Origin of the sequence: Photobacterium angustum, assembly GCF_003026365.1 — a bacterium.
GTDB classification, from domain to species: Bacteria; Pseudomonadota; Gammaproteobacteria; order Enterobacterales; family Vibrionaceae; genus Photobacterium; species Photobacterium angustum.
The window spans coordinates 155,452-175,575 of sequence record NZ_PYOM01000007.1; the positions used below are offsets into that span (position 1 = coordinate 155,452).

19 protein-coding genes are annotated in these 20,124 nt (G+C 38.8%); 10 read left to right on the top strand and 9 right to left on the bottom strand.

What is annotated here, in order from left to right:
- Positions 1–48 precede the first annotated feature (48 nt).
- The gene (locus tag CTN01_RS09190; protein ID WP_045149031.1) at positions 49–705 is read left to right on the top strand and encodes an SH3 domain-containing protein; all 657 of its coding nucleotides are present in this window, start codon (positions 49–51) and stop codon (positions 703–705) included.
- A gap of 106 nt (positions 706–811) precedes the next feature.
- Here CTN01_RS09190 and CTN01_RS09195 read toward each other — a convergent pair whose 3' ends face one another.
- On the bottom strand, positions 812–988 hold the full coding sequence (locus tag CTN01_RS09195) for a DUF6435 family protein (protein WP_005366101.1): 177 nt from the start codon (positions 986–988) through the stop codon (positions 812–814).
- A 158-nt stretch (positions 989–1,146) separates the two neighbouring features.
- On the opposite strand from CTN01_RS09195, the gene CTN01_RS09200 reads away from it, so the two are divergent.
- Positions 1,147–1,899 (top strand): TatD family hydrolase, encoded by a 753-nt coding sequence (locus CTN01_RS09200; protein ID WP_107342144.1) that lies wholly within the window; start codon positions 1,147–1,149, stop codon positions 1,897–1,899.
- 115 nt (positions 1,900–2,014) lie between these two features.
- On the opposite strand, the gene CTN01_RS09205 is transcribed toward CTN01_RS09200, so the two are convergent.
- The 6 genes from CTN01_RS09205 to CTN01_RS09230 all read right to left on the bottom strand — a co-directional run bounded on the left by CTN01_RS09205 (position 2,015) and on the right by CTN01_RS09230 (position 9,344).
- The gene (locus CTN01_RS09205; RefSeq protein WP_045149029.1) at positions 2,015–3,004 is read right to left on the bottom strand and encodes an LBF_2804 family protein; all 990 of its coding nucleotides are present in this window, start codon (positions 3,002–3,004) and stop codon (positions 2,015–2,017) included.
- A 220-nt stretch (positions 3,005–3,224) separates the two neighbouring features.
- Complete coding sequence (locus tag CTN01_RS09210; RefSeq protein ID WP_045149027.1) at positions 3,225–3,665, bottom strand: hypothetical protein; 441 nt, start codon at positions 3,663–3,665, stop codon at positions 3,225–3,227.
- Between the two features lie 193 nt (positions 3,666–3,858).
- Positions 3,859–5,238 carry a D-alanyl-D-alanine carboxypeptidase family protein gene (locus tag CTN01_RS09215; protein ID WP_045149100.1) on the bottom strand — a complete coding sequence of 460 codons (1,380 nt, stop codon included), beginning with the start codon at positions 5,236–5,238 and terminating at the stop codon, positions 3,859–3,861.
- A gap of 369 nt (positions 5,239–5,607) precedes the next feature.
- Positions 5,608–6,534 (bottom strand): DnaJ C-terminal domain-containing protein, encoded by a 927-nt coding sequence (locus tag CTN01_RS09220; RefSeq protein ID WP_045149026.1) that lies wholly within the window; start codon positions 6,532–6,534, stop codon positions 5,608–5,610.
- Between the two features lie 236 nt (positions 6,535–6,770).
- On the bottom strand, positions 6,771–8,660 hold the full coding sequence (gene dnaK, locus CTN01_RS09225) for a molecular chaperone DnaK (protein WP_045149024.1): 1,890 nt from the start codon (positions 8,658–8,660) through the stop codon (positions 6,771–6,773).
- 243 nt (positions 8,661–8,903) lie between these two features.
- Complete coding sequence (locus CTN01_RS09230; RefSeq protein WP_045149023.1) at positions 8,904–9,344, bottom strand: Hsp20 family protein; 441 nt, start codon at positions 9,342–9,344, stop codon at positions 8,904–8,906.
- Positions 9,345–10,002: 658 nt separating this feature from the next.
- Here CTN01_RS09230 and CTN01_RS09235 point away from each other — a divergent pair.
- The gene (locus tag CTN01_RS09235; protein ID WP_045149020.1) at positions 10,003–11,244 is read left to right on the top strand and encodes an efflux RND transporter periplasmic adaptor subunit; all 1,242 of its coding nucleotides are present in this window, start codon (positions 10,003–10,005) and stop codon (positions 11,242–11,244) included.
- Between the two features lie 2 nt (positions 11,245–11,246).
- A complete protein-coding gene (locus tag CTN01_RS09240) occupies positions 11,247–14,369 on the top strand; it encodes an efflux RND transporter permease subunit (RefSeq protein WP_045149019.1) in 3,123 nt (1,040 codons plus the stop codon).
- A 66-nt stretch (positions 14,370–14,435) separates the two neighbouring features.
- Here CTN01_RS09240 and CTN01_RS09245 read toward each other — a convergent pair whose 3' ends face one another.
- On the bottom strand, positions 14,436–15,761 hold the full coding sequence (locus tag CTN01_RS09245) for a YadA-like family protein (protein ID WP_045149018.1): 1,326 nt from the start codon (positions 15,759–15,761) through the stop codon (positions 14,436–14,438).
- 259 nt (positions 15,762–16,020) lie between these two features.
- Complete coding sequence (locus tag CTN01_RS09250; protein WP_045149015.1) at positions 16,021–16,359, bottom strand: hypothetical protein; 339 nt, start codon at positions 16,357–16,359, stop codon at positions 16,021–16,023.
- A gap of 270 nt (positions 16,360–16,629) precedes the next feature.
- Between CTN01_RS09250 and CTN01_RS09255 the strand changes: the two genes are divergently transcribed.
- From CTN01_RS09255 to arsC, 6 genes are all read left to right on the top strand, one after another.
- Positions 16,630–16,995, top strand: coding sequence for a hypothetical protein (locus CTN01_RS09255; protein ID WP_107342145.1), 366 nt, complete (start codon positions 16,630–16,632; stop codon positions 16,993–16,995).
- A gap of 66 nt (positions 16,996–17,061) precedes the next feature.
- On the top strand, positions 17,062–17,247 hold the full coding sequence (locus CTN01_RS09260) for a hypothetical protein (protein WP_045149014.1): 186 nt from the start codon (positions 17,062–17,064) through the stop codon (positions 17,245–17,247).
- 222 nt (positions 17,248–17,469) lie between these two features.
- Positions 17,470–17,766, top strand: coding sequence for a metalloregulator ArsR/SmtB family transcription factor (locus CTN01_RS09265; protein WP_045128711.1), 297 nt, complete (start codon positions 17,470–17,472; stop codon positions 17,764–17,766).
- A 52-nt stretch (positions 17,767–17,818) separates the two neighbouring features.
- On the top strand, positions 17,819–18,538 hold the full coding sequence (gene arsH, locus CTN01_RS09270) for an arsenical resistance protein ArsH (protein WP_045083256.1): 720 nt from the start codon (positions 17,819–17,821) through the stop codon (positions 18,536–18,538).
- Positions 18,539–18,542: 4 nt separating this feature from the next.
- Complete coding sequence (gene arsB, locus CTN01_RS09275) at positions 18,543–19,604, top strand: ACR3 family arsenite efflux transporter (RefSeq protein ID WP_005366063.1); 1,062 nt, start codon at positions 18,543–18,545, stop codon at positions 19,602–19,604.
- Between the two features lie 4 nt (positions 19,605–19,608).
- Positions 19,609–20,028 (top strand): arsenate reductase (glutaredoxin), encoded by a 420-nt coding sequence (gene arsC, locus CTN01_RS09280; RefSeq protein ID WP_045130602.1) that lies wholly within the window; start codon positions 19,609–19,611, stop codon positions 20,026–20,028.
- Positions 20,029–20,124: the final 96 nt, after the last annotated feature.

The following is a 20,124-nucleotide window of genomic DNA, read 5'->3' on the forward strand; positions in this document are numbered from 1 at the left end:
CAGTATTTTAGACCTTTTTATTAAGTCACTGTGCATAGAGGATATTTTATGAAACGTTCTATTCTAGCAGTTGCGGGTATTGCTGCTGTAGCATGTATGAGTACTGCTGTATGGGCTGCTAATAATACCACTGAATCTATCAAGCTATATCAAGAGCCTAATTTTTCAGCCAAGGTAATTGAGACGATAAAAACAGATGTACCTTTGATCACTATCTTTAAAAATGAGGGTTGGTCTAAGGTCGGCGATCCAAGTAATGGTCAAACAGGTTGGATCCAAACGGTTGATTTAAAGAATGTAGATAGTGCATCAGCTAATGTGCAACCAAATCAAACGACTAAAACGGTAAAAACAGATAATGGTGAAAAAACCGTTACTAAAGGGACTGTGCAGACTCCACAGGGTCCAATGAATTATGAGATTGTTCAATTTCAATCCAAAGGTGATAACGCCAAAGTAGATAAAGCATTCTTTAAACAGTTGCAGCAACAACAAATTGAAATGAATAATGTATTTGCAAACTCATGGAATGATATGGGGGATATGCAAATGAATATGTCTAACTTAATGGCAAAACAGCAGCAGCAAATGATGGAAATGCAAAAGCAATTTCAGCAACTTGCGCAGCAAACAACGGTATCTTCCAATAATAAAATTGAATTAAAAGATGCAGCACCAGCGCAGGTACAGCCAGAAGCGAAATAAGCTTATTTTTAGTTAAGCAAGAAAGCCTCCAATAGCTTTAACTCTTAGAGTATAAAGATTATTGGAGGCTTTTTTTACTGAAATTAACAAGCTGTTTATGAAATGCTCAGGTTTCAGATTGATTGAGGTGCTTGATTTGCTGAAAAAGTTCATCAGCTTCTGCTGTTAACCGAGAATAGGTTCTGATGTCTCCATTCCTTTGTGCATGCATAGCTTCTTCAAGTAGCATTGAGTGGCGTTTCTTTAATTTTTTTGCGGGATTATTTTTAAACCAAGAAAGCATGACCATAACTCCGTTAATTATATTCATATCGTATACGTAGTATGCGATATAAAAGATTAATTAAACTAAGCTTAAGAACTACTAATTATATTAACGCATTGAATAGTAAACGTTATTATGTTCTATTGCATTGTCTTACCTCGATTGGAAATATTACTGTGTTAATTGATATTCACTGCCATCTAGAAGGTGTGCTAGCGTTTGATAGGGAACGGTTTTTTAAGCAAAACGGTAAAATAGGTGCCGTATCTATGACGAAGGCAAGCGCATTAGAATTGATACGCTTAAAACAACAATATTCAGATCAGATTTATCTATTTCTTGGTATTCACCCAGAGAAAGATGTCAGTAAACAAGAAATCCAAGCTGTTATTGATCTTATATACCAACATCGTCATTTATTGTCTGGAATTGGCGAAATCGGCATTCCTTTTTTTTACTTAGACGAGAAAACAGAGCAAGAAAAACACCTTATTAAACAGCTGGGAAGTGAGCGGTTAGCTCGTTTTGTTAAGATTGCAGCAGACCTAGAACTACCTGTAAATTTGCATGTAGTAGAAGATGATATTCATTATGCGTTGCCTATTTTAAAGGATTATCAAATTAAAGGGGCGCTGTTCCATTGGTATGAAGGCAGTGATGAAAACCTCGCCTTACTTCATCAACAAGCACATTTCATCTCGGTAAGTCCTTGGATCTTTGTCGATCCTCATTACTTCGAGTTTGCTAAGAAAATTCCGCTTGATATGCTGTTGGTGGAATCAGATTCGCCGTGTAAATACAATGGCGTGCAAGGTGAGCCAAATATGATCAATTCAGTGATTGATGTATTAGCAAAACATCATCAATTATCATGGGATGTAATGGCGACACTCATCAATAAAAATACGAAACGCTTTCTGAAAATTTGAATCGATGGTTTGTAGGTTGTGTTTGAGTGCTGCTATCAGGTGACATATGAAAAGCAAAGCCGCCTTTAATATTAAATCATGGAATATATTAAAGGCGGCTTTTATTGAGGTGTGTTTAGCAAAGCAGAGGATTGCGCTTAGTGGCTTTAAGTACCCCAAGTTTGCACAGCAACTGTTTTTCAATATGGTTCGGCGAGCGTCTGAAATAGAACAAGTACTCGGTCATCACGGTGAGCTCTGCTTTTTCATCAATTGTTAACGCATCAACGCTTGCTAGTAGTAAATCAACAGATTCAAGCTCTGTTATTACACATTGTTTCTTCTTATGTAGTTGATCATAGAAGAACTCTAAATTGATATCACACTCTTGTTTATAGCTCTGTCTCACTGCAATTAAACGGAGTAGAGCAATAATGTAAGCTTGGCTCATCTCTTTAGCTTCAAGTTCTGCCAACTGGTTAAGTACATAAACGCGTGCTGAAATACGTAATCGCACTTCGCTAAGGGCTTTTTGTTGTACCCATGCATCCCAAAAACCCGTGATTAAGGTAGAAACCAGCGGAATGTAAACGCGAACGCTACTACGTGATAGCGATTTTTGGAGTAATGCCTTGATAATAAAATTACTGAGTATGTCTTTACCGGTATACAAGGCTACTTTTATATAGCGGAATTTACTAAACTGTTTATAAGGTTTTATTCCATGAATATTATCAACGGGCTCTGAAAGCTCCATAACCGCACGGACTAATGAGGCTTTCATTTTTTCACAAAACTGGTATTTAGCTGACGCACGGTTGATGAGAATTGCGGTGGTAATAAATCCAACCTCAAAGAGTAAAAATAATTCCAAGCTGATAAAGACAATGTTAATGACAACGAGTCTTAGTAGGTTATCTAAGGCTAACCAGTTTTCTCCGAGTAACTCTAAATAGATTTCGAAAGAAACGATAAAAAAGGTTGTGATGAATCCAATAAAAAAAGAAAGCACAACACATAACTGACACAGTTTTTTATCATTTATTGTTTTGAAGAGACCCTGAGTTATTGGTAAATAACGCTCAACACGTTTGAGTCCCCAGTTTTCAATTTTTGCTTCAATCATGCTGTATATATCAAGCTCGAATAGAACATAATAATGGGAGAGCATTTTAAATTGTTGGTGGGGAAACACATAATTAATTTCTATAAGCGGATTAAAAATACGCAGTTAGAAAAAATATCCAACTGCGATTTAAAATAATGAGTTGCTTTTAACGCATAATCAGACGAAAAAGAGAACACAATAAAACAGCTTTTTATTGTAAGTGCTGCGTTAATTATTACTATTTAGCAAGAAAGCCGACATGTGATAATTGTTTTTTTGCTGATTGTTCTGATGGCTCATTGGCTAACGTTTGCTGTTTTTTTTCTGGTGTCTTAGCTTCTCTTGGGAGCAGGCGAAATACGGGTTGTCCGTCTTCTTTTCTTACAAAAGCAACTTCACGATAAAGTAGCTCGTCATCATTTTTGATGGTATCTAATTCGTGGTCTTTAATTAGTGATAATGGGCCAATCATAGCGGTACAGTGATAGATTTTATGCTCGTAGTTATTAAATAACTTACAAGGTTGATCGAGAGCGAAACTTTCACCTGGTTCTAAATGACGGCTATTTTCTACTGCGCGGTTGATGTCAGAGATGCTAGCAAATACTGTTGTTGATAAGCTAAATAATACAATACTCGCTAGCATTGCTAAGGGGTGTTTCGATTTAAAAGTAGACATAATGATTATCCAAACAAAAAGCCAATACCTTATTCATTTCGACTAAAATATTGGCTTTATTAGTATGATGGTTATTACGACTGGAGTGTACTATCCGTTAGGGGCAAATAAAAAGACAATTATCACAATGTCGTTTTTATTTACCACCTGGTGTTTGTTGTATAACCCAACAGTGCAGCCTATTTTTCTGAGTCTACAGACCGTGAGACGCTAGCAGGTTATGAAAGTACATTGAGATACTAGCCCAGATTCGGGTGAGCCAACCGCCTTGCTGAACGCTGTTGAGCGCGACAAGTGGCTCGGTTTTAATAACTTTGCCATTATAAGTTACCGTCATTTCGCCTAATTTTTCACCCTTATCAACCGGTGCTTTGATGTCATGGTCAAATTGGAGATTAGTTAGCAGATCTTTCTCATCAATACTTGAAGGAAGAACTAAGGTTAGTGGCTTCTCAAGACCTAAAGAGACATTATCTTGCTGTCCTCCCCAAACGTGTTGTTCAGAAAGTTTGCTGTCTGCTTTATATAAGGTGTCTTGCTTGAAGAAACGGAAGCCATAATTGAATAGTCCTTTACTTTGAGCTGCGACATCATTCAGTGATTGCGTGCCCAGAACTACCGCAACCAAGTTCATTGGGTTATCTGGCATCTTAGCAGAGCTTACCAATGAGTACCCTGCGGCTTCTGTACTGCCTGTTTTCATACCCGTCGCATATTGATAAGTGAACAATAAGCGATTGAAATTTGGTTGGCGGATATTATTGTATTCAAAATACTTTTGACTGAAAAAATGAAAGTATTGAGGGTAGTCGTTCATGATGTGCTCTCCGAGAAGACCAAGATCATAAGCGGTAGAGAAATGTGCTGGTGCTGGCAGACCCATAACTGTGGTGAAGTGGGTATTGTGCATACCTAACTTGACTGCAGTCGCGTTCATCATCGAAACGAATGAAGATTGCGAACCCGCTACGTAATTTGCCAGTGTTACAGCGGCATCGTTCCCCGATTCAACAATGACACCTTGAATAAGATCTTTCACTGAAACATAAGAGCCTGGCTTCAAGAACATTCTTGAACCACCAGTGCGCCACGCGACTTCTGGCACGAGTACTTTCGAGTCTAGTGAGATTACACCGTCGGCCAGTTTTTGCTCAACAATGTACATTAGCATTAATTTTGTGGTACTGGCTGGAGCCATGCGCATGTTGGCATTGTTGGAAGCAATAATCTGTCCAGTGTTGGCATCAATTAAAATGAAAGCCCGTGCATTAAGACTCGGTGGGAATACTCCTGTCTGAGTCCACTTCTGCACCATAGTTTCAGGGATACCATTTGCACCACCGGCTTCTACTGGTGCAGGGGGCACTTGCACATTTTCTGGGATACTAACTTTTACGTCGATAGCACCAAAGTTATTGAGTGGAGCTTTTGCTTCTTTGTATTGTGTTGCCGCATAGTAATCACTATTAGGCATGGTGTTCGCCGCATCATTGCTAGGCGTGGCAAATACTGTACTGGAGGAAAATAATGCAGCGATTGCTACTGCTAAGGAAAGCTGTTTTATAGTTGTCATAAGGGTTTTAAATTTACAGTTATTCACTAAAAGCGCGATATAAAAAAGCGATTAGATAAGATACTGACTTCAGCGGGTCATTATTGCCCGCCGGGTCAATCCATCACTACCACGGCAATGGTGAGTGCTTTTCCGTTCTTAATCAGCTTTACGATGACTTTGGTCACGGACCGCATTATCCATAATGATGTCCTGAGCATTACGCGCTCTAGTGACCTGAATACTGTTGATAGCTATAACCAAATTATGGTGTTTAAGTCCTGCTTTCTCAGCAGGTCACTCGTTACCCTTATTGGTTATAGCCCTCGTATCTTGTCTGCTTCTATCCTACCAGCAGAACCATTATGGAAACCTGAACGGTAATGATGTTTATGCAGCAGCAAATTCGGTAAGTAGCTCTTTTTGACGCTCACTTAGGTTCTGTGGTGTTTCAATTGTTAATTGAACAATTAAATCGCCAGTATTGCCTTTACGATCTGTGACTCCTTTGCCTTTAAGACGGAATTTACGACCGTTTTGTGTCCCTTCAGGGATCTTAAGGCTAATCGCACCATTTAAGGTATTTACTTCAATCTTGCCACCTAATGCAGCAGTTACAAAGTCGGTCGTAGCTTTACAATGTAAATTATTACCTTCGCGAGTGTAACGTGGGTGAGGGCGAATATTCATTTGAATAAACACATCACCTTGCGGGCCACCGTTGATACCTGGGTGACCTTTGCCACTTAAGCGAATTCGACCGCCATCTTCAATACCTGCAGGGATTTTGATATTCAGCTTTTTATTTACTTGGCTCGCGCCTTCAAATACGGGTAAATCAATAACACGAGATGCACCATTAATCGCATCTTCTAAATCAATTTCCATCGTGTATTGAAGATCTTCGCCTTTTTGTGGACGAGTGGAATGACGGCTACCAAAGCCACCACGACCACCACGAGCATTTGAGAACATGTCACCAAATGCGCCACCAAAAATATCTTCAAAATCACCGTAACCGCCACCTTGGAAACCACCTTGGAAACCGCCGTGATGACCGCCACCATGATGTCCACCGCCCATACCAGGGTTATCAAACGCAGCATGACCAAATTGATCATAAGCTGCACGTTTTTCTTTGTCGGTTAAAATTTCGTAAGCTGCTTTTACTTCTTTAAATTTGTCTGCAGCAGTTGGATCATCCGGATTTTTGTCTGGGTGAAACTTCATTGCGAGCTTTTTGTACGCTTTTTTAATTTCTTTTTCTGATGCAGTTTTGGCGACACCAAGAACTTCATAAAAATCACGTTTTGACATTGGTAACACCTCTTATCTCAACTGAGATAACTATCTGGAACATTCTCCGCTAATCATACCCAAAAACGATAATTGATTTAAGCGTAATGAACGATTAAAGGCACAGATAGTTAGCCAAATTAGATTTACATTTTGCATGTTGTTATTGTAGAAAAGGGCGAGAGATATTGATCTCTTCGCCCGTCTCTATTCATTGCGATTGAATGCTACCACTGATAGCAAACTATCGAGAGTAATTACTTCACTTCTTCAAACTCTGCGTCCACAACATCGTCGCTTTTCGCTTCATTTTGCGTTTCTGCTTGATGCTGGTTGTTCGCTTGAGCCTGCTCCATCAGCTTTTGTGCAGCAGTCATCAATGCTTGAGTGTGTTTTTCAATGGCGTCTTTATCATCGCCAGATTTCACACTCTCAAGTGCAGAGATAGCTGCTTCAACGCTTTCTTTATCTGCTGCTGGTAAATTACCGCCAGCTTCAGTTAACTGTTTGCGTGTGCTGTGGATCAATTGATCAGCTTGGTTACGCGCTGTGACCAGTTGTTCAAATTGCATGTCAGCTTCTTTATTTGCTTCAGCTTCTTGAACCATTTTTTCAATCTCAGCTTCAGTTAAACCACCTGATGCTTGGATCGTGATCTTTTGCGCTTTACCTGTCGCCTTATCGGTTGCTGATACATTTAAAATACCGTCAGCATCTAAATCAAAAGTAACCTCAATTTGTGGCATGCCACGAGGCGCAGCTTGAATACCTTCAAGATTAAACTGACCAAGTGATTTGTTATGCATCGCTTGTTTACGTTCACCTTGAAGAACATGGATCGTTACTGCACTTTGGTTATCTTCAGCGGTTGAGAACACTTGCTCAGCTTTCGTTGGGATCGTGGTATTCTTGTTAATTAAACTTGTCATCACACCCCCCATGGTTTCAATACCAAAAGAGAGAGGAGTAACATCAAGTAAAAGAACATCTTTTACATCACCCGCTAATACGCCACCTTGAATCGCAGCACCCATAGCAACTGCTTCATCAGGGTTAACATCTTTACGTGGTTCTTTACCAAAGAAGTCTGCAACTGTTTTTTGTACCAGTGGCATACGTGTTTGACCACCTACTAAAATAACGTCAGTGATATCACTTACATTCAAGTTAGCGTCTTTAAGTGCTGATTTTACAGGGTTCAATGTACCTTGTACTAGCTCATCAACTAGTGATTCCAATTTTGCACGCGTGATCTTAACATTCATGTGCTTAGGACCTGTTGCATCCGCTGTCACATAAGGTAGATTCACATCAGTTTGCTGTGCAGAAGAAAGCTCAATTTTCGCTTTTTCAGCCGCTTCTTTTACACGTTGCATTGCAAGTGGATCATTGCGCAAATCAATACCTTGATCTTTCTTAAATTCATCAACAAGGTAGTTGATCATACGAGTATCGAAATCTTCACCACCAAGGTGTGTATCACCATTGGTTGCTAATACTTCAAAGGTTTGTTCGCCATCAACGTTATCAATTTCGATAATAGAAATATCAAAGGTACCACCACCTAAGTCGTACACTGCGATTGTGCGATCGCCACCTTTTTTATCTAAACCATAAGCTAGAGCTGCTGCTGTTGGTTCATTGATAATACGTTTAACTTCAAGCCCTGCAATACGACCAGCATCTTTGGTTGCCTGACGCTGTGCATCATTAAAGTAAGCTGGTACTGTAATTACAGCTGCTGTTACTTTTTCACCTAAGTATTCTTCTGCTGTTTTCTTCATTTTTTTCAGAACTTCAGCAGAAACCTGAGGTGCCGCCATCTTTTGACCTTTTGCTTCTACCCATGCATCGCCGTTGTCAGCTTTGATAATTTTGTATGGCATCACAGAAAGATCACGTTGAATTTCTTCGTCTTCAAAACGACGACCAATTAAACGTTTAATTGCAAATAACGTATTTTCAGGGTTGGTTACCGCCTGGCGTTTTGCTGGTTGGCCGACTAAGGTTTCACCATCTGTATATGCGATCACAGAAGCTGTAGTACGTTCTCCTTCCGCATTTTCAATAACACGTGGCATGTCACCGTCTAATACAGAAACACAAGAGTTAGTTGTACCTAAGTCAATACCGATAATTTTACTCATAAATCTTTTCCTCAATGTATCGCATTGATTAGTTATTCTTATCTGAACCATGTTCGATATTTTATTAACGATAAGAGTGATGTTGGTTGAAGCGCTAACTTCAAGCCAAATATCAATGCAATTTAAATATGTTTTCCCAATAGGGGATGAATATAGTGAGCTATCAACCAGTCGAATTTAGGTCGAAATAAGGTGATAGCTCTAAATATGTTATCTACTCAAGGCTAATTAGTAGCGTTGAAATTACTCTTCAGTTGGCAGTGTTGCTGCTTTACCAATAGCAATTTTGCGTGGTTGCATTGCTTCAGGTACTTCACGCTCTAAATCGACATGAAGTAAACCATTCTCTAAATTTGCACCAACAACTTTTACGTAATCTGCTAGTTGGAATTTACGTTCAAAGTTACGCTCAGCAATACCTTGATAGATAAAGTTCTTGTTTTCTTCAGGAGCCTTAGTTCCTGTTACAACAAGCATATTTTCATTTTGAGTAAGATCTAAGCGATCTTCAGAGAAACCAGCTACCGCCATTGTAATACGGTAATTATTCTCGTCAGTTTGCTCGATATTGTACGGAGGGTATCCGGTTGCCTGTGCTTTGTTGCTGCTTGCTTCAACAAGGTTGAATAAGCGATCAAAACCAATAGCGTGGCGGTATAGGGGAGTGAAATCTACATTACGCATAGTAACTATCCTCAATAATAAGCAATAGTCTTAGTGTTGACAGAGGTTATATAAAGCTGTCGTTTTACACTAAGCGGATCGATTAAGTGATCCGATAAAACAGAACTAATAAGGCATTCCCTAATCAGGCGAATCTTATTAGCATTTTGAACTCCATTTGGCAGTTCGTGTAATTAATATATGCTTCCGTGGTTGTTCGGTCAATACATTTTAATAAGTTTTTCTAATCTTTTTATTGTCTGGTTTGTAACTGATTGATTTTACATGTTAACCATAACTAAAAAAGTTGAACTTTCATCTAAATATGTACGATTTACACGTTTAATAAACGTAAATCGGTGTAACTAAATAGTCTCTCTAAATAAGAAATAAGGGCGTGAAAGTGATTTTCAAGGGGGAGTTATGAGCAAAGTTTAACCGTTTATTACTGGGTTGATGCTTATTGTGAGGTGGTGTGTACGAGATAAGGTACTGCTAATAGATCACATGATTAACAGATGGAATGTATAAATAATCAAAAATAAGAATGACATAGTGAACAAATTCACACTCTATTACGTATAAATTAATCGCATGTTTCTACTTTTGACCATTCATCTATGCTCTACACTAGAAACAAGATCTGATTATTGAAATGCGCTGATTAGGGATTAAAAGCATGCATGTAATGGTAAGACGATTACTACCTTTGGTTATTATTACAATATTTATTGTGGCATCAGTGCTGTTGATTAATACCAAAAAACGCCCAGAGCAGCAAAAAGTCACTGTGCAGCCTCCTGTTTTAGAAGTCATTAAAATACAAAAACAAGATGTACAACTCACTGTCGGTTCATATGGAGTTGTTGAACCCAAGCAAAAAGCTGAAGTTGTCTCTGAAGTAGTGGGCTCGGTTAAATATATTTCTCCTGACTTTGCTGTGGGCAAGTTCGTTACGAAAGGAGAGTTATTAGCACGTCTAGATGATAGCGACTATCATGCTGATCTTGCTCAAGCTGAAGCGACACTGGCACAAGCTCAAGCGAAATTAAAAGAAGAAATTGCGCGAGGAAAAGTCGCTAAAAAGGTCTTACGTGATGTTTCTCCGAATAAAAAAACGTCTCTTGGTTTACGCGAGCCTCAACGCAAACAAGAAGAAGCTAATGTAAAGTTTGCACAAGCTGCTGTAGAGCGTGCTAAACGCAATCTGACTAAAACAGAAATACGTGCCCCTTTCGATAGTTTAGTGACAGCTAAAGAAATCAATATCGGTAGTTATGTAACGAAAGGTAAGTTAATTGGCGAGTTGTATGGTACGCAAACGGCTGAAATTCGCTTACCTATCACGCCGCAATCTATGGCTTATCTTGACTTACCCGGTCTAGAAACAACAAAGATCACCTTAGAATCTCAATATAATGAAATGAAAGTTATCCATTGGGTGGCACAGTTAGTACGTAATGAAGGTGTAATTGATAAAGATAATCGAATGATTTACCTCGTCGCAGAAGTTAACGATCCTTATAACCGTCATTCATCCCTCGTCAATAATTCAGCGTCATTCTCACTACCAATTTTGCAATTTGGTACATTCGTAACAACAAAGATCCAAGGGAGAAAAGTCAGTGATGTGATTAAGTTACCTCGACACGTTGTACGATCTGAGCAGGTCATTGTGGTTGATGCTGATAATAAAGTCACATCTCGAAAGGTGCATGTTGTCCGTTCTGATAAAGAGCACGCTTATATTATCGGGGGGCTAACAGATGGAGAGTTAGTTTCCTTAATAAGTCCTGATAGCTTAATTGATGGAACTGAAGTCACAACGGTGATGAGTAAAAGTTATTCCCCTGATATTTCACCACTAATGGCTGCCGATAAAAAAGGGGTAAATCCTAAAGTCGTGAATAAGGGAGAATAGCGATGAAAGCAAAAGGATTAATTGCTTGGTTTACTCATAATCATGTTGCTGCCAATTTACTCATGTTGCTTGTTATTTTAGGTGGCTTATTTTCTATTAATTTAATTAATAAAGAAATTTTCCCCGCTTTTGCTATGAATCGAATTATGATCACGGCAAGTTATCCAGGCGCATCTCCTGAAGACATAGAGCAAAGTATTAACATTAAAATTGAGCAATCGCTCGATAATGTAAAAAACATTAAGCGTATTAAATCTGTCGCTTCTCAAGGCTTGGCTTCATTGACTTTAGAGCTTGAAACGGGGGCCGATCTTGAGAAAGTGCTAGATGATGTCAAACAACAAATTGATGCCATTACAACGTTTCCAGTCAATATGGAAACGCCATTGATCAAGCGGGCTGAATTTACCAGTAATGTCATGTTCATTTCGCTTTATGGCAATCTCAATGAAAGACAATTAAAAGAATATGCCAAACAAGTTCGAGACGATATTTTACTCGAAACCAGTGCTTCTGACGTTGTAGTTTCAGGCGTAAAAGATTATGAAATAGCGATAGATGTATCTGAAAATGCGCTAAGAAAGTATGGCTTAACCTTTGAGCAAGTCGCGAATGCTGTTCAACAGCGCTCTATAGATTTACCCGGTGGCATTATTAAAGCCAAAGATGGTGATTTATTGGTTCGAACTAACGGTCAACTTTATAGCGGTGATGCGTTTTCATCGATTGTATTACGCACACGCTCAGACGGTAGCCGATTATTATTATCAGATGTAGCCACTGTTTCAGACGGTTTTGTTGAAAATAGGGTTTTAAATCGTTTTAATCGCCAACGAGCCGCAGTTATTCAAGTACGAAACTTAACGGATGAAGATGCGACTAAAATCTCCCATCAAGTCAGTGAGTATATAGCCAAAAAGCAAGCTCAGTTACCTTCGGGTGTCTATCTCGATACATGGGGAGATATGTCACATTATTTGGAAGGGCGTTTGAATATGATGCTTTCCAATATGCTATATGGTGGCGTATTAGTCTTTGTTATTCTGGCTCTTTTCCTTGATATACGCGTTGCGTTTTGGGTCATATTAGGGATCCCATTTTGTTTTCTTGGTACCCTTTTGTTTATGCCAACACCGTTTATTGCGGTATCAATTAATCTTATCTCGCTGTTTGGTTTTATTTTAGTGCTAGGGATAGTTGTTGATGATGCAATAGTGGTGGGGGAAAGTGTTTATACCGAAGTAAAAGACAAAGGCCAGAGAATCGAAAATGTCATTAAAGGCGTGCAAAACGTTGCGATTCCAGCAACATTTGGCGTTTTAACGACGATGGCGGCGTTTATCCCGATGCTTATTTCGGATGCGCCCAGAACTGAATTTTTTAAAGCCATTGCTTGGATTGTATTGCTTTGTTTAAGCTTTTCTTTGATTGAGTCAAAACTTATCCTTCCAGCTCATTTAGCGCGTATGCGTTTAACACCGCCGAGTAAGACACCTCATTTAGTTTCACGATTAAAATTGCGTTTTAACAGCGCAGTCGATCGGTTTATTAATCATAACTATCGTCGATTTATTACCGTGTGTACGAGGCATCGCTATAGTGTCTTAGCGACTTTTTCTGGCATCTTAATGCTTGCTATCGCACTTGTTGTGAGTGGCCAATTACGATGGGTCTTTTTCCCTAACCTTCCATCTGATTATATTCAAGTGAATGTAGATATGGATGTGTCTTCTTCTGATGAAAATAACGCACGTGTTGCGGCTCAAATAGAAGATGCATTGTATCAAGCAGATGCCAAAATATATCAAGAGCTGGGTGTGAATGTGGTGAAACATACTTTTATGAATATGGCGAATCGCCAAGATTTATTTATCTTAGCAGAGCTTCATAAAACAGAAACGTTACCGATCAGTAGCTTTGAAATATTAAAACAATGGAAAGCACAAATGCCGCCTTTGGTCGGAGTGAAAAATATCACCTATGATGCCTCGATTGATCGTAAGCAAAGTGATTTACAGTTTAGTTTAAAAGGCGAAAATTTAACGGAACTTGCTGCCGCATCTAAAGCAATGCAACAACTGTTATCTGAGTATGATGGCACGTTGAATATTAAAGATGATCTCTCATCACCAATACCTGAAGTGAAATTACAATTAACCGCAGCAGGGGAAGCATTAGGCTTGTCATTATCAGCGTTAGCTAACCAAGTTCGTCATGCTTTTTTTGGTTACGAAGCACAGCGTGTTTTGCGCAACAATGAAGAAGTTAAAGTCATGGTGCGTTATCCACAACAAGAACGCAGTACGATTGGATATTTGGAGAACATGAAGGTGAGGTTACCAAATGGCAAGTTCGTTCCTTTTACAGAGGTTGCTACGGCTAATATTGAATCTTCTTACACCAACATCAACCGGGTTGATCGAAAACGATCTGTGATTGTGTCTGCCAATGTTGATAAAGCACAAACAGCACCTTCTGATATCTATAATGATATTTTGACAAATAAACTCGATAAATTACAACAGCAATACCCCGATATTAAGATAGCGTTAGATGGTCGAGCAAAAGATGAAAAAAATACTAAAGGTAGTTTAATTCGTGATTCTTTACTGGCACTGCTTACTATTTTCGCTCTAATGGCGATACCTCTGAGATCTTATAGCCAGCCACTGATTATTATGTCAGTGATCCCATTTGGTATTATCGGCGCAATAGCTGGGCATTATTTAGCTGGACTTACCCTTAATTTACTTAGTGTGTTTGGTATTTTGGCGTTAGCTGGGGTAGTGGTAAATGACTCGTTAGTTTTAGTCACCTTTATTAATCGAGCATTAAAGCAAGGCGTTGCATTACAGCAAGCGGTCATTGATGCAGGATGTGCTCGATTTAGGGCGATTGTATTAACGTCATTAACGACCTTTTTTGGTCTAGCTCCTATTTTATTAGAAGATAGCTTACAAGCACAGATCGTGATCCCGATGGCAACATCATTAGCTTTTGGGATTTTATTTGCCACCGTTGTGACCTTATTATTAGTTCCATCACTGTATTTAATATTACAAGATGTTCAATCTATAATAAGACGCTTTTATCACTGGTGGTGGCAACCACGCACATCCGAATAATGATTACGGATGGACGTGATTATTGAGTCTGGGATCTTATTATTTTCAGTAAAAATATGGCGTAATCTAGAAACCAATGCCGACACCAGCAGAAATTCCCGTATCATGCTCTGAGTCGTCAGATGCAGCAACAGTAATGATGCCTCGTTGTCCAACATCAAATTTACCACCTAATGCAATTGCAGATTGGTTATCGTAATTTGCCGTACCTAGGCCAATGGTATAGTGATAGCCTTGACGGAAAGGGATTGCACTCATCGCCATTGCACTTGCAGTACCTGCATTGGCTTCGTTATGTACTTTGTTTATATCTTGGCTAAGTTCACCAAAACGTTGATCTGTATAGCTATTAGCTTTATTGAGTGTTGATGCCGAACTTTGATCCGCATAATGGTCAGCTTTATTTACGGCATTATTAGCGTCAATATCTGAATAATGGTTAGCCTGTTTAACGGCTGCTGCTGTTTTATCATCGGTGTATCCATTAGCTTGATGTAAAGTGTTAGACGCTGAAGTATCGGTATACTCATTAGCTTGGTGTAAAGTGTTAGCCGCTGAAGTATTGGTATAACTCTTTGCTTGGTTTAATGTTGATGATACTTGAGTATCAGTATACTTATTTGCTTGTGAAATACCTTGATGTAGCTGACTTACGTTAACTGCATCTGTTTGTGCTATACCGGCTTGAATATGCTCTAAACGACGCTGGATCTTATCGTTACCAAATGATACTTGGCCATCAGTAGAAACAGATTGATTGCCAATTGCAATAGAACCTGGTTTGCCTGATGCAGTCGCATAGTTACCAATTGTAATATCTTTTTCACCCGCTGCCGCTTTAGTCCCTAATGCCATTGAATAGTTACCGTCAGCATGGCTACTTGTACCCATAGCCATTGCATATGTACCTTTCGCGACACTACTGGTACCCAACGACGTCGTTGAATACCCAGTGGCTTTAGCACTAGAGCCAAAGGCAATAGAAGCATTGCCATCAGCATTGGCTGTAGAGCCAAATGCTTCAGTTTGAACGCCTGTTGCACTAGCACCAGAGCCAAATGAAGATGAACTATTACCGTTTGTTTGTGCATTAGAGCCAAAAGAGGCGGATTGATCACCTTGGCTTTTTGCTGCAATCCCCATAGCTATCGCAGCATTACCATTAGCACTGGATGAGTAACCTTCAGCAACACTCGATTCCCCTTTCGCTGATGATGCATAACCAATTGCAACAGAATTATTACTTTGCGTAACAGAGGCACCTTGGCCTAAAACAACATTATTCGTATTCATTGTTGCATTAGAGGAATTATCACTTAAATTAAGAGGCTGAGCGAAAGCTGGTAATGAAAAAAGCGATATTAATAAATAGTTCTTCTTATTTAATAGCATGGCATAACTCTAATAGTTTAATTTGTTGTTAGCATATAGAAATTAATTAATAACGTTAGAGTTAGGAATAGAATTAAAGTTACCAAAAATGCATATTATGCATAAAACAGGGTCTTTTATTCATTGCTGGTGAGTGTTTATTAAAAAATAACGCTGAAATCGTCATTTTTTTGACTTTTTAGGTGTTTTGAAATTTAAGGAAAATATGTTTTTTTCAAGGAAAAAAGAAAAATAATTAATCTTGACTAAAAATCTACATTTAATTTTTAGATTTAATTTCATCTTTAACCTTATTCCTTTTAACAGTTAAACAAACTGAATAATCATTAATGCCATTTTCTTGACACTTAATAACATTTTCCTTTAATTTTTTTAACTCTTGTTGATTGCGAACAGAATAAACCATCCCGTTTACGCAAGAAATCGTGATCATACCTTGAGGTGAGAATTGATAACCTTTTACCTCACTCCCGCAAGGATTAAAGTCAATGCCTGCATTTACACTGACTTTTTTGGGTACAACTCTCACACTTTCAGTTACGCAACCTACTAGTAAAAAAAGGCTTAAAACAATGATTGGGGTTGGTATCAATTTCATGAGAATTCTCTGTTTGCAAATCTTAATGATGTCGCGTCTCAAATTAGGATGCAGCAATGCTCGATAGAATGCTAACGAACAAGAACAATACATGATTCTAACATCTCGCTTTGCTATTTATCTATAATACGAACTATTCATATGTTAATAAGCATTTAGTTTAATTAAACAATAGAGCTACTTATTATTTTTTACTAAGTTTATGAAAATATTGCGTTATAATAGATGTGATTAAAATGACTTTGTTTAAATTTAAAGGAGGACAACTTAATGTTTAGTGATGTACTGTGGTTTGTTCCCTTTATAATTTTGTTTCTTGTCTTTAATTTACTTGTTATAAAAAAACGGAAAAAGAAATCACATGGCAGTTATTTCTCTCTTCTTAAAAATCGCTTTAACACTTATCAATCAATGCAAGATAGTGAGAATGACGAAGACGACAGTATGATTGAAGATGACATCATCGAAGAAAAGCCGATCAAAAAACAAGGTATAAAAAAGCGTCGCCAACCTGATGCGACAGAAGCAGTAAAGAAAACAAGCAAGAAGAAAACACCACCAAGAAATAATACGCAGATAGACAGTGATCATTGGTTAAATCAAAAAGCAAAACGAACGCCTACTAATAAAAAATAGGTGTTTTGTGTCTTTATGGTTATCGCTAGGACGTTATACCGCCGCTATAGAAAAGGATAAAGGATTATGAAACCAACGAATAAAGCACTCTGGGGAAGGGGGAGTTGGGTTGATGTCACGATAAGAGTGACGCTGCTATTAGTCTTTGCTTATGCGGTAAAAACGTTCCATGAATTCGTGACCATTGATCGCTGTTTAGATGCTGGGCATAGCTATAATTACATTGAAAAACACTGTAATACTCTAGAGTAAACCACTTAACACTGCCTATTGGTGGGGTATGGTTATAGTCTGATATCCCACTTTAACTTCTCTACAATCACCTTTCCCTCCCTGAAGATTTAAATACATCAAACAACCGCTTTTTTACTATTGGTTCACTGTTGACATTAAAAGTATATCTACATATATTAAAATTCATATATATGAAAAAACGTATGTGAGTTTATGGAAACACTATCTTTCTTCAAATCAATGGCTGATGACACTCGCCTTAAAGTATTAATGCTCCTTAGCTTGAAAGGGGAGCTTTGTGTGTGTGATTTACAACAAGCATTAGATATTAGCCAGCCTAAAGTGTCTCGTCATTTAGCAGAATTACGTCGTACTGGGTTGTTGGTCGATGAACGCCGAGCGAAATGGGTGTATTACCGACTGAATCCGACAATACCACCTTGGATGAGTGAGATTATTTCAACATCGTCACAAAACAGTAATAAATATTTAGAAGACTGTTTATCTCGACTCGAATCAGATTGTTCTAGTTGCTAATTACATATCGATTAGTGACAGGGTTAAAGACTGTTTATACATAGGCAATAAGATGGAAATTAAAGACTTATCGTTACCAAATCTTGATGAAAACCAGTTCAATGTTACGACATCAGAAGATTTAGTTGCGCCGAAATCAACCCATAAACCGCGTATTCTGTTGCTTTACGGATCATTACGTAAGCGTTCTTTTAGTAAGTTAGTGATTGAAGAATCAGCGCGATTATTAGTAAAAATGGGCGCAGAAGTCCGTATTTTTGATCCAGATGGATTACCACTGCCAGATGCAGAAGATCCAACGCATCCCAAAGTCGCAGAGTTAAGAGATCTTGTGATCTGGTCAGAAGGGCAAGTGTGGTGCTCACCGGAGCGACACGGTTCGATGACAGGGATTATGAAAGCACAAATTGATTGGATCCCACTATCAATGGGGGCTGTTCGTCCTACTCAAGGGAAAACATTGGCGGTAATGCAAGTGTGTGGCGGCTCTCAGTCATTCAATGTAGTAAATCAGCTTCGTGTATTGGGTCGTTGGATGCGTATGGTGACTATCCCTAACCAATCATCAGTAGCGAAAGCGTTTTTAGAGTTTGACGATAATGATCGTATGAAGCCATCTGGTTACTACAACCGCATCGTTGATGTAATGGAAGAGCTAGTCAAATTCACGCTATTAACCCGCGATAACAGTGATTTCTTAGTCGATCGTTATTCAGAACGTGTCGAAAGTGCAGAGCAATTAATGCAACGTGTAAACCAAAAAGAAGGGTAATAAAATGGGACTGTTTGAACGTTACTTAACCGTATGGGTTGGGGCTGCCATTATTGCCGGTATTATTCTTGGCAGTGCAATCCCACAATTATTTAGTGTGGTGGCATCGCTTGAATACGCGCACGTTAATATCGTCATTGCGGTATTAATTTGGTTAATGATCTTCCCAATGATGATGCAGATTGATTTCTCATCGATCAAAGATGTGGGTAAAAAACCGAAAGGCCTAGTACTAACGCTGGTGATTAACTGGTTAGTAAAACCATTTTCTATGGCATTTCTTGGTTGGCTATTCTTTAAAGTTTTCTTCGCCTCTTGGGTTGAGCCAGAAACCGCTTCTCAATACATCGCAGGTATGATCTTATTGGGTGTTGCACCTTGTACTGCAATGGTCTTTGTGTGGAGCCAAATGACCAAAGGTGATGCGAACTACACCTTGGTACAAGTATCAGTTAACGATCTGATCATGATCTTTGCTTTCGCACCTATTGCTGCATTCTTGCTAGGTGTGACAGATATTACTGTGCCTTGGGATACCCTAGTATTATCAGTGGTACTTTATGTTGTGATCCCATTAGTGGCTGGTGCCATTACTCGTAAAGCGTTAGATAAATCAAACGACCATTCTCGTTTAGATAACTTATTAGCCAAGCTAAAACCTTGGTCAATCATTGGTTTGTTATCAACAGTAGTTTTATTGTTTGGTTTCCAAGCTGAAACAATTATCGCTAACCCTGAAGCGATTGTATTAATTGCTATTCCACTATTGATCCAAACTTATGCGATTTTTGCTATTGCTTACTGGGCTGCAAAACGCATGAAGTTAGCCCATAACATTGCAGCACCCGCTTGTATGATTGGTACCTCTAACTTCTTTGAATTAGCGGTAGCCGTTGCGATTTCACTGTTTGGTTTACACTCAGGTGCAGCTCTTGCCACCGTGGTTGGCGTGCTGGTGGAAGTACCTGTTATGTTGTCTTTAGTATGGTTTGCTAACCGAACCCGTCATTGGTTTGATGAAAACGAAACTGCATCAAACACTATTTCAAAAGTACACGGAGAGTAAAAACATGGTTGTTATTCACCATAATCCAGAGTGCGGTACCTCAAGAAATGTGCTGCAAATTATCCAAGATGCAGGCTATGAGCCAGTTGTGATTGAATACATTCAAGAAGGGTGGACAAAACCTCAGCTTCAAGCGTTATTTGCAGCGGCAAATTTAACCCCACGTACTGCATTACGTACCAGTAAATCGCCAGCTAAAGAGCTCGGTTTATTAGATGAAAGCGTATCAGATGAAGTGATTCTAGAAGCCATGCTAGAACACCCAGTACTGGTGAATCGCCCAATCGTATGTACGGCTAAAGGTGTAAAACTGTGTCGCCCTAGTGAAGCGGTATTAGATGTGCTCGAAAACTGGCCGAAAGGACCACTAATTAAAGAAGATGGTGAAGTCATCATCGACGCTAACGGAAACCGTCTACTGTAATTGCTTTTGCCACTACAACTTAAGTAAGTATAAATAGACATGTTTAAAGCTCTGATGAAAGTCAGAGCTTTTTTATTTTGATGATTAAGGAAACGT

Excerpts from the sequence above, each read along its gene's own strand:
- CTN01_RS09195 (WP_005366101.1), bottom strand. The coding sequence starts at position 988 with ATGCTTTCTTGGTTTAAAAATAATCCCGCAAAAAAATTAAAGAAACGC.
- CTN01_RS09250 (WP_045149015.1), bottom strand. The coding sequence starts at position 16,359 with ATGAAATTGATACCAACCCCAATCATTGTTTTAAGCCTTTTTTTACTA.
- CTN01_RS09255 (WP_107342145.1), top strand. The coding sequence starts at position 16,630 with ATGTTTAGTGATGTACTGTGGTTTGTTCCCTTTATAATTTTGTTTCTT.
- CTN01_RS09265 (WP_045128711.1), top strand. The coding sequence starts at position 17,470 with ATGGCTGATGACACTCGCCTTAAAGTATTAATGCTCCTTAGCTTGAAA.
- arsH (WP_045083256.1), top strand. The coding sequence starts at position 17,819 with ATGGAAATTAAAGACTTATCGTTACCAAATCTTGATGAAAACCAGTTC.
- CTN01_RS09190 (WP_045149031.1), top strand. The coding sequence starts at position 49 with ATGAAACGTTCTATTCTAGCAGTTGCGGGTATTGCTGCTGTAGCATGT.
- CTN01_RS09260 (WP_045149014.1), top strand. The coding sequence starts at position 17,062 with ATGAAACCAACGAATAAAGCACTCTGGGGAAGGGGGAGTTGGGTTGAT.
- CTN01_RS09230 (WP_045149023.1), bottom strand. The coding sequence starts at position 9,344 with ATGCGTAATGTAGATTTCACTCCCCTATACCGCCACGCTATTGGTTTT.
- CTN01_RS09240 (WP_045149019.1), top strand. The coding sequence starts at position 11,247 with ATGAAAGCAAAAGGATTAATTGCTTGGTTTACTCATAATCATGTTGCT.
- arsB (WP_005366063.1), top strand. The coding sequence starts at position 18,543 with ATGGGACTGTTTGAACGTTACTTAACCGTATGGGTTGGGGCTGCCATT.
- CTN01_RS09215 (WP_045149100.1), bottom strand. The coding sequence starts at position 5,238 with ATGACAACTATAAAACAGCTTTCCTTAGCAGTAGCAATCGCTGCATTA.
- CTN01_RS09235 (WP_045149020.1), top strand. The coding sequence starts at position 10,003 with ATGCATGTAATGGTAAGACGATTACTACCTTTGGTTATTATTACAATA.
- CTN01_RS09205 (WP_045149029.1), bottom strand. The coding sequence starts at position 3,004 with ATGATTGAAGCAAAAATTGAAAACTGGGGACTCAAACGTGTTGAGCGT.
- CTN01_RS09210 (WP_045149027.1), bottom strand. The coding sequence starts at position 3,665 with ATGTCTACTTTTAAATCGAAACACCCCTTAGCAATGCTAGCGAGTATT.
- CTN01_RS09245 (WP_045149018.1), bottom strand. The coding sequence starts at position 15,761 with ATGCTATTAAATAAGAAGAACTATTTATTAATATCGCTTTTTTCATTA.
- arsC (WP_045130602.1), top strand. The coding sequence starts at position 19,609 with ATGGTTGTTATTCACCATAATCCAGAGTGCGGTACCTCAAGAAATGTG.
- dnaK (WP_045149024.1), bottom strand. The coding sequence starts at position 8,660 with ATGAGTAAAATTATCGGTATTGACTTAGGTACAACTAACTCTTGTGTT.
- CTN01_RS09220 (WP_045149026.1), bottom strand. The coding sequence starts at position 6,534 with ATGTCAAAACGTGATTTTTATGAAGTTCTTGGTGTCGCCAAAACTGCA.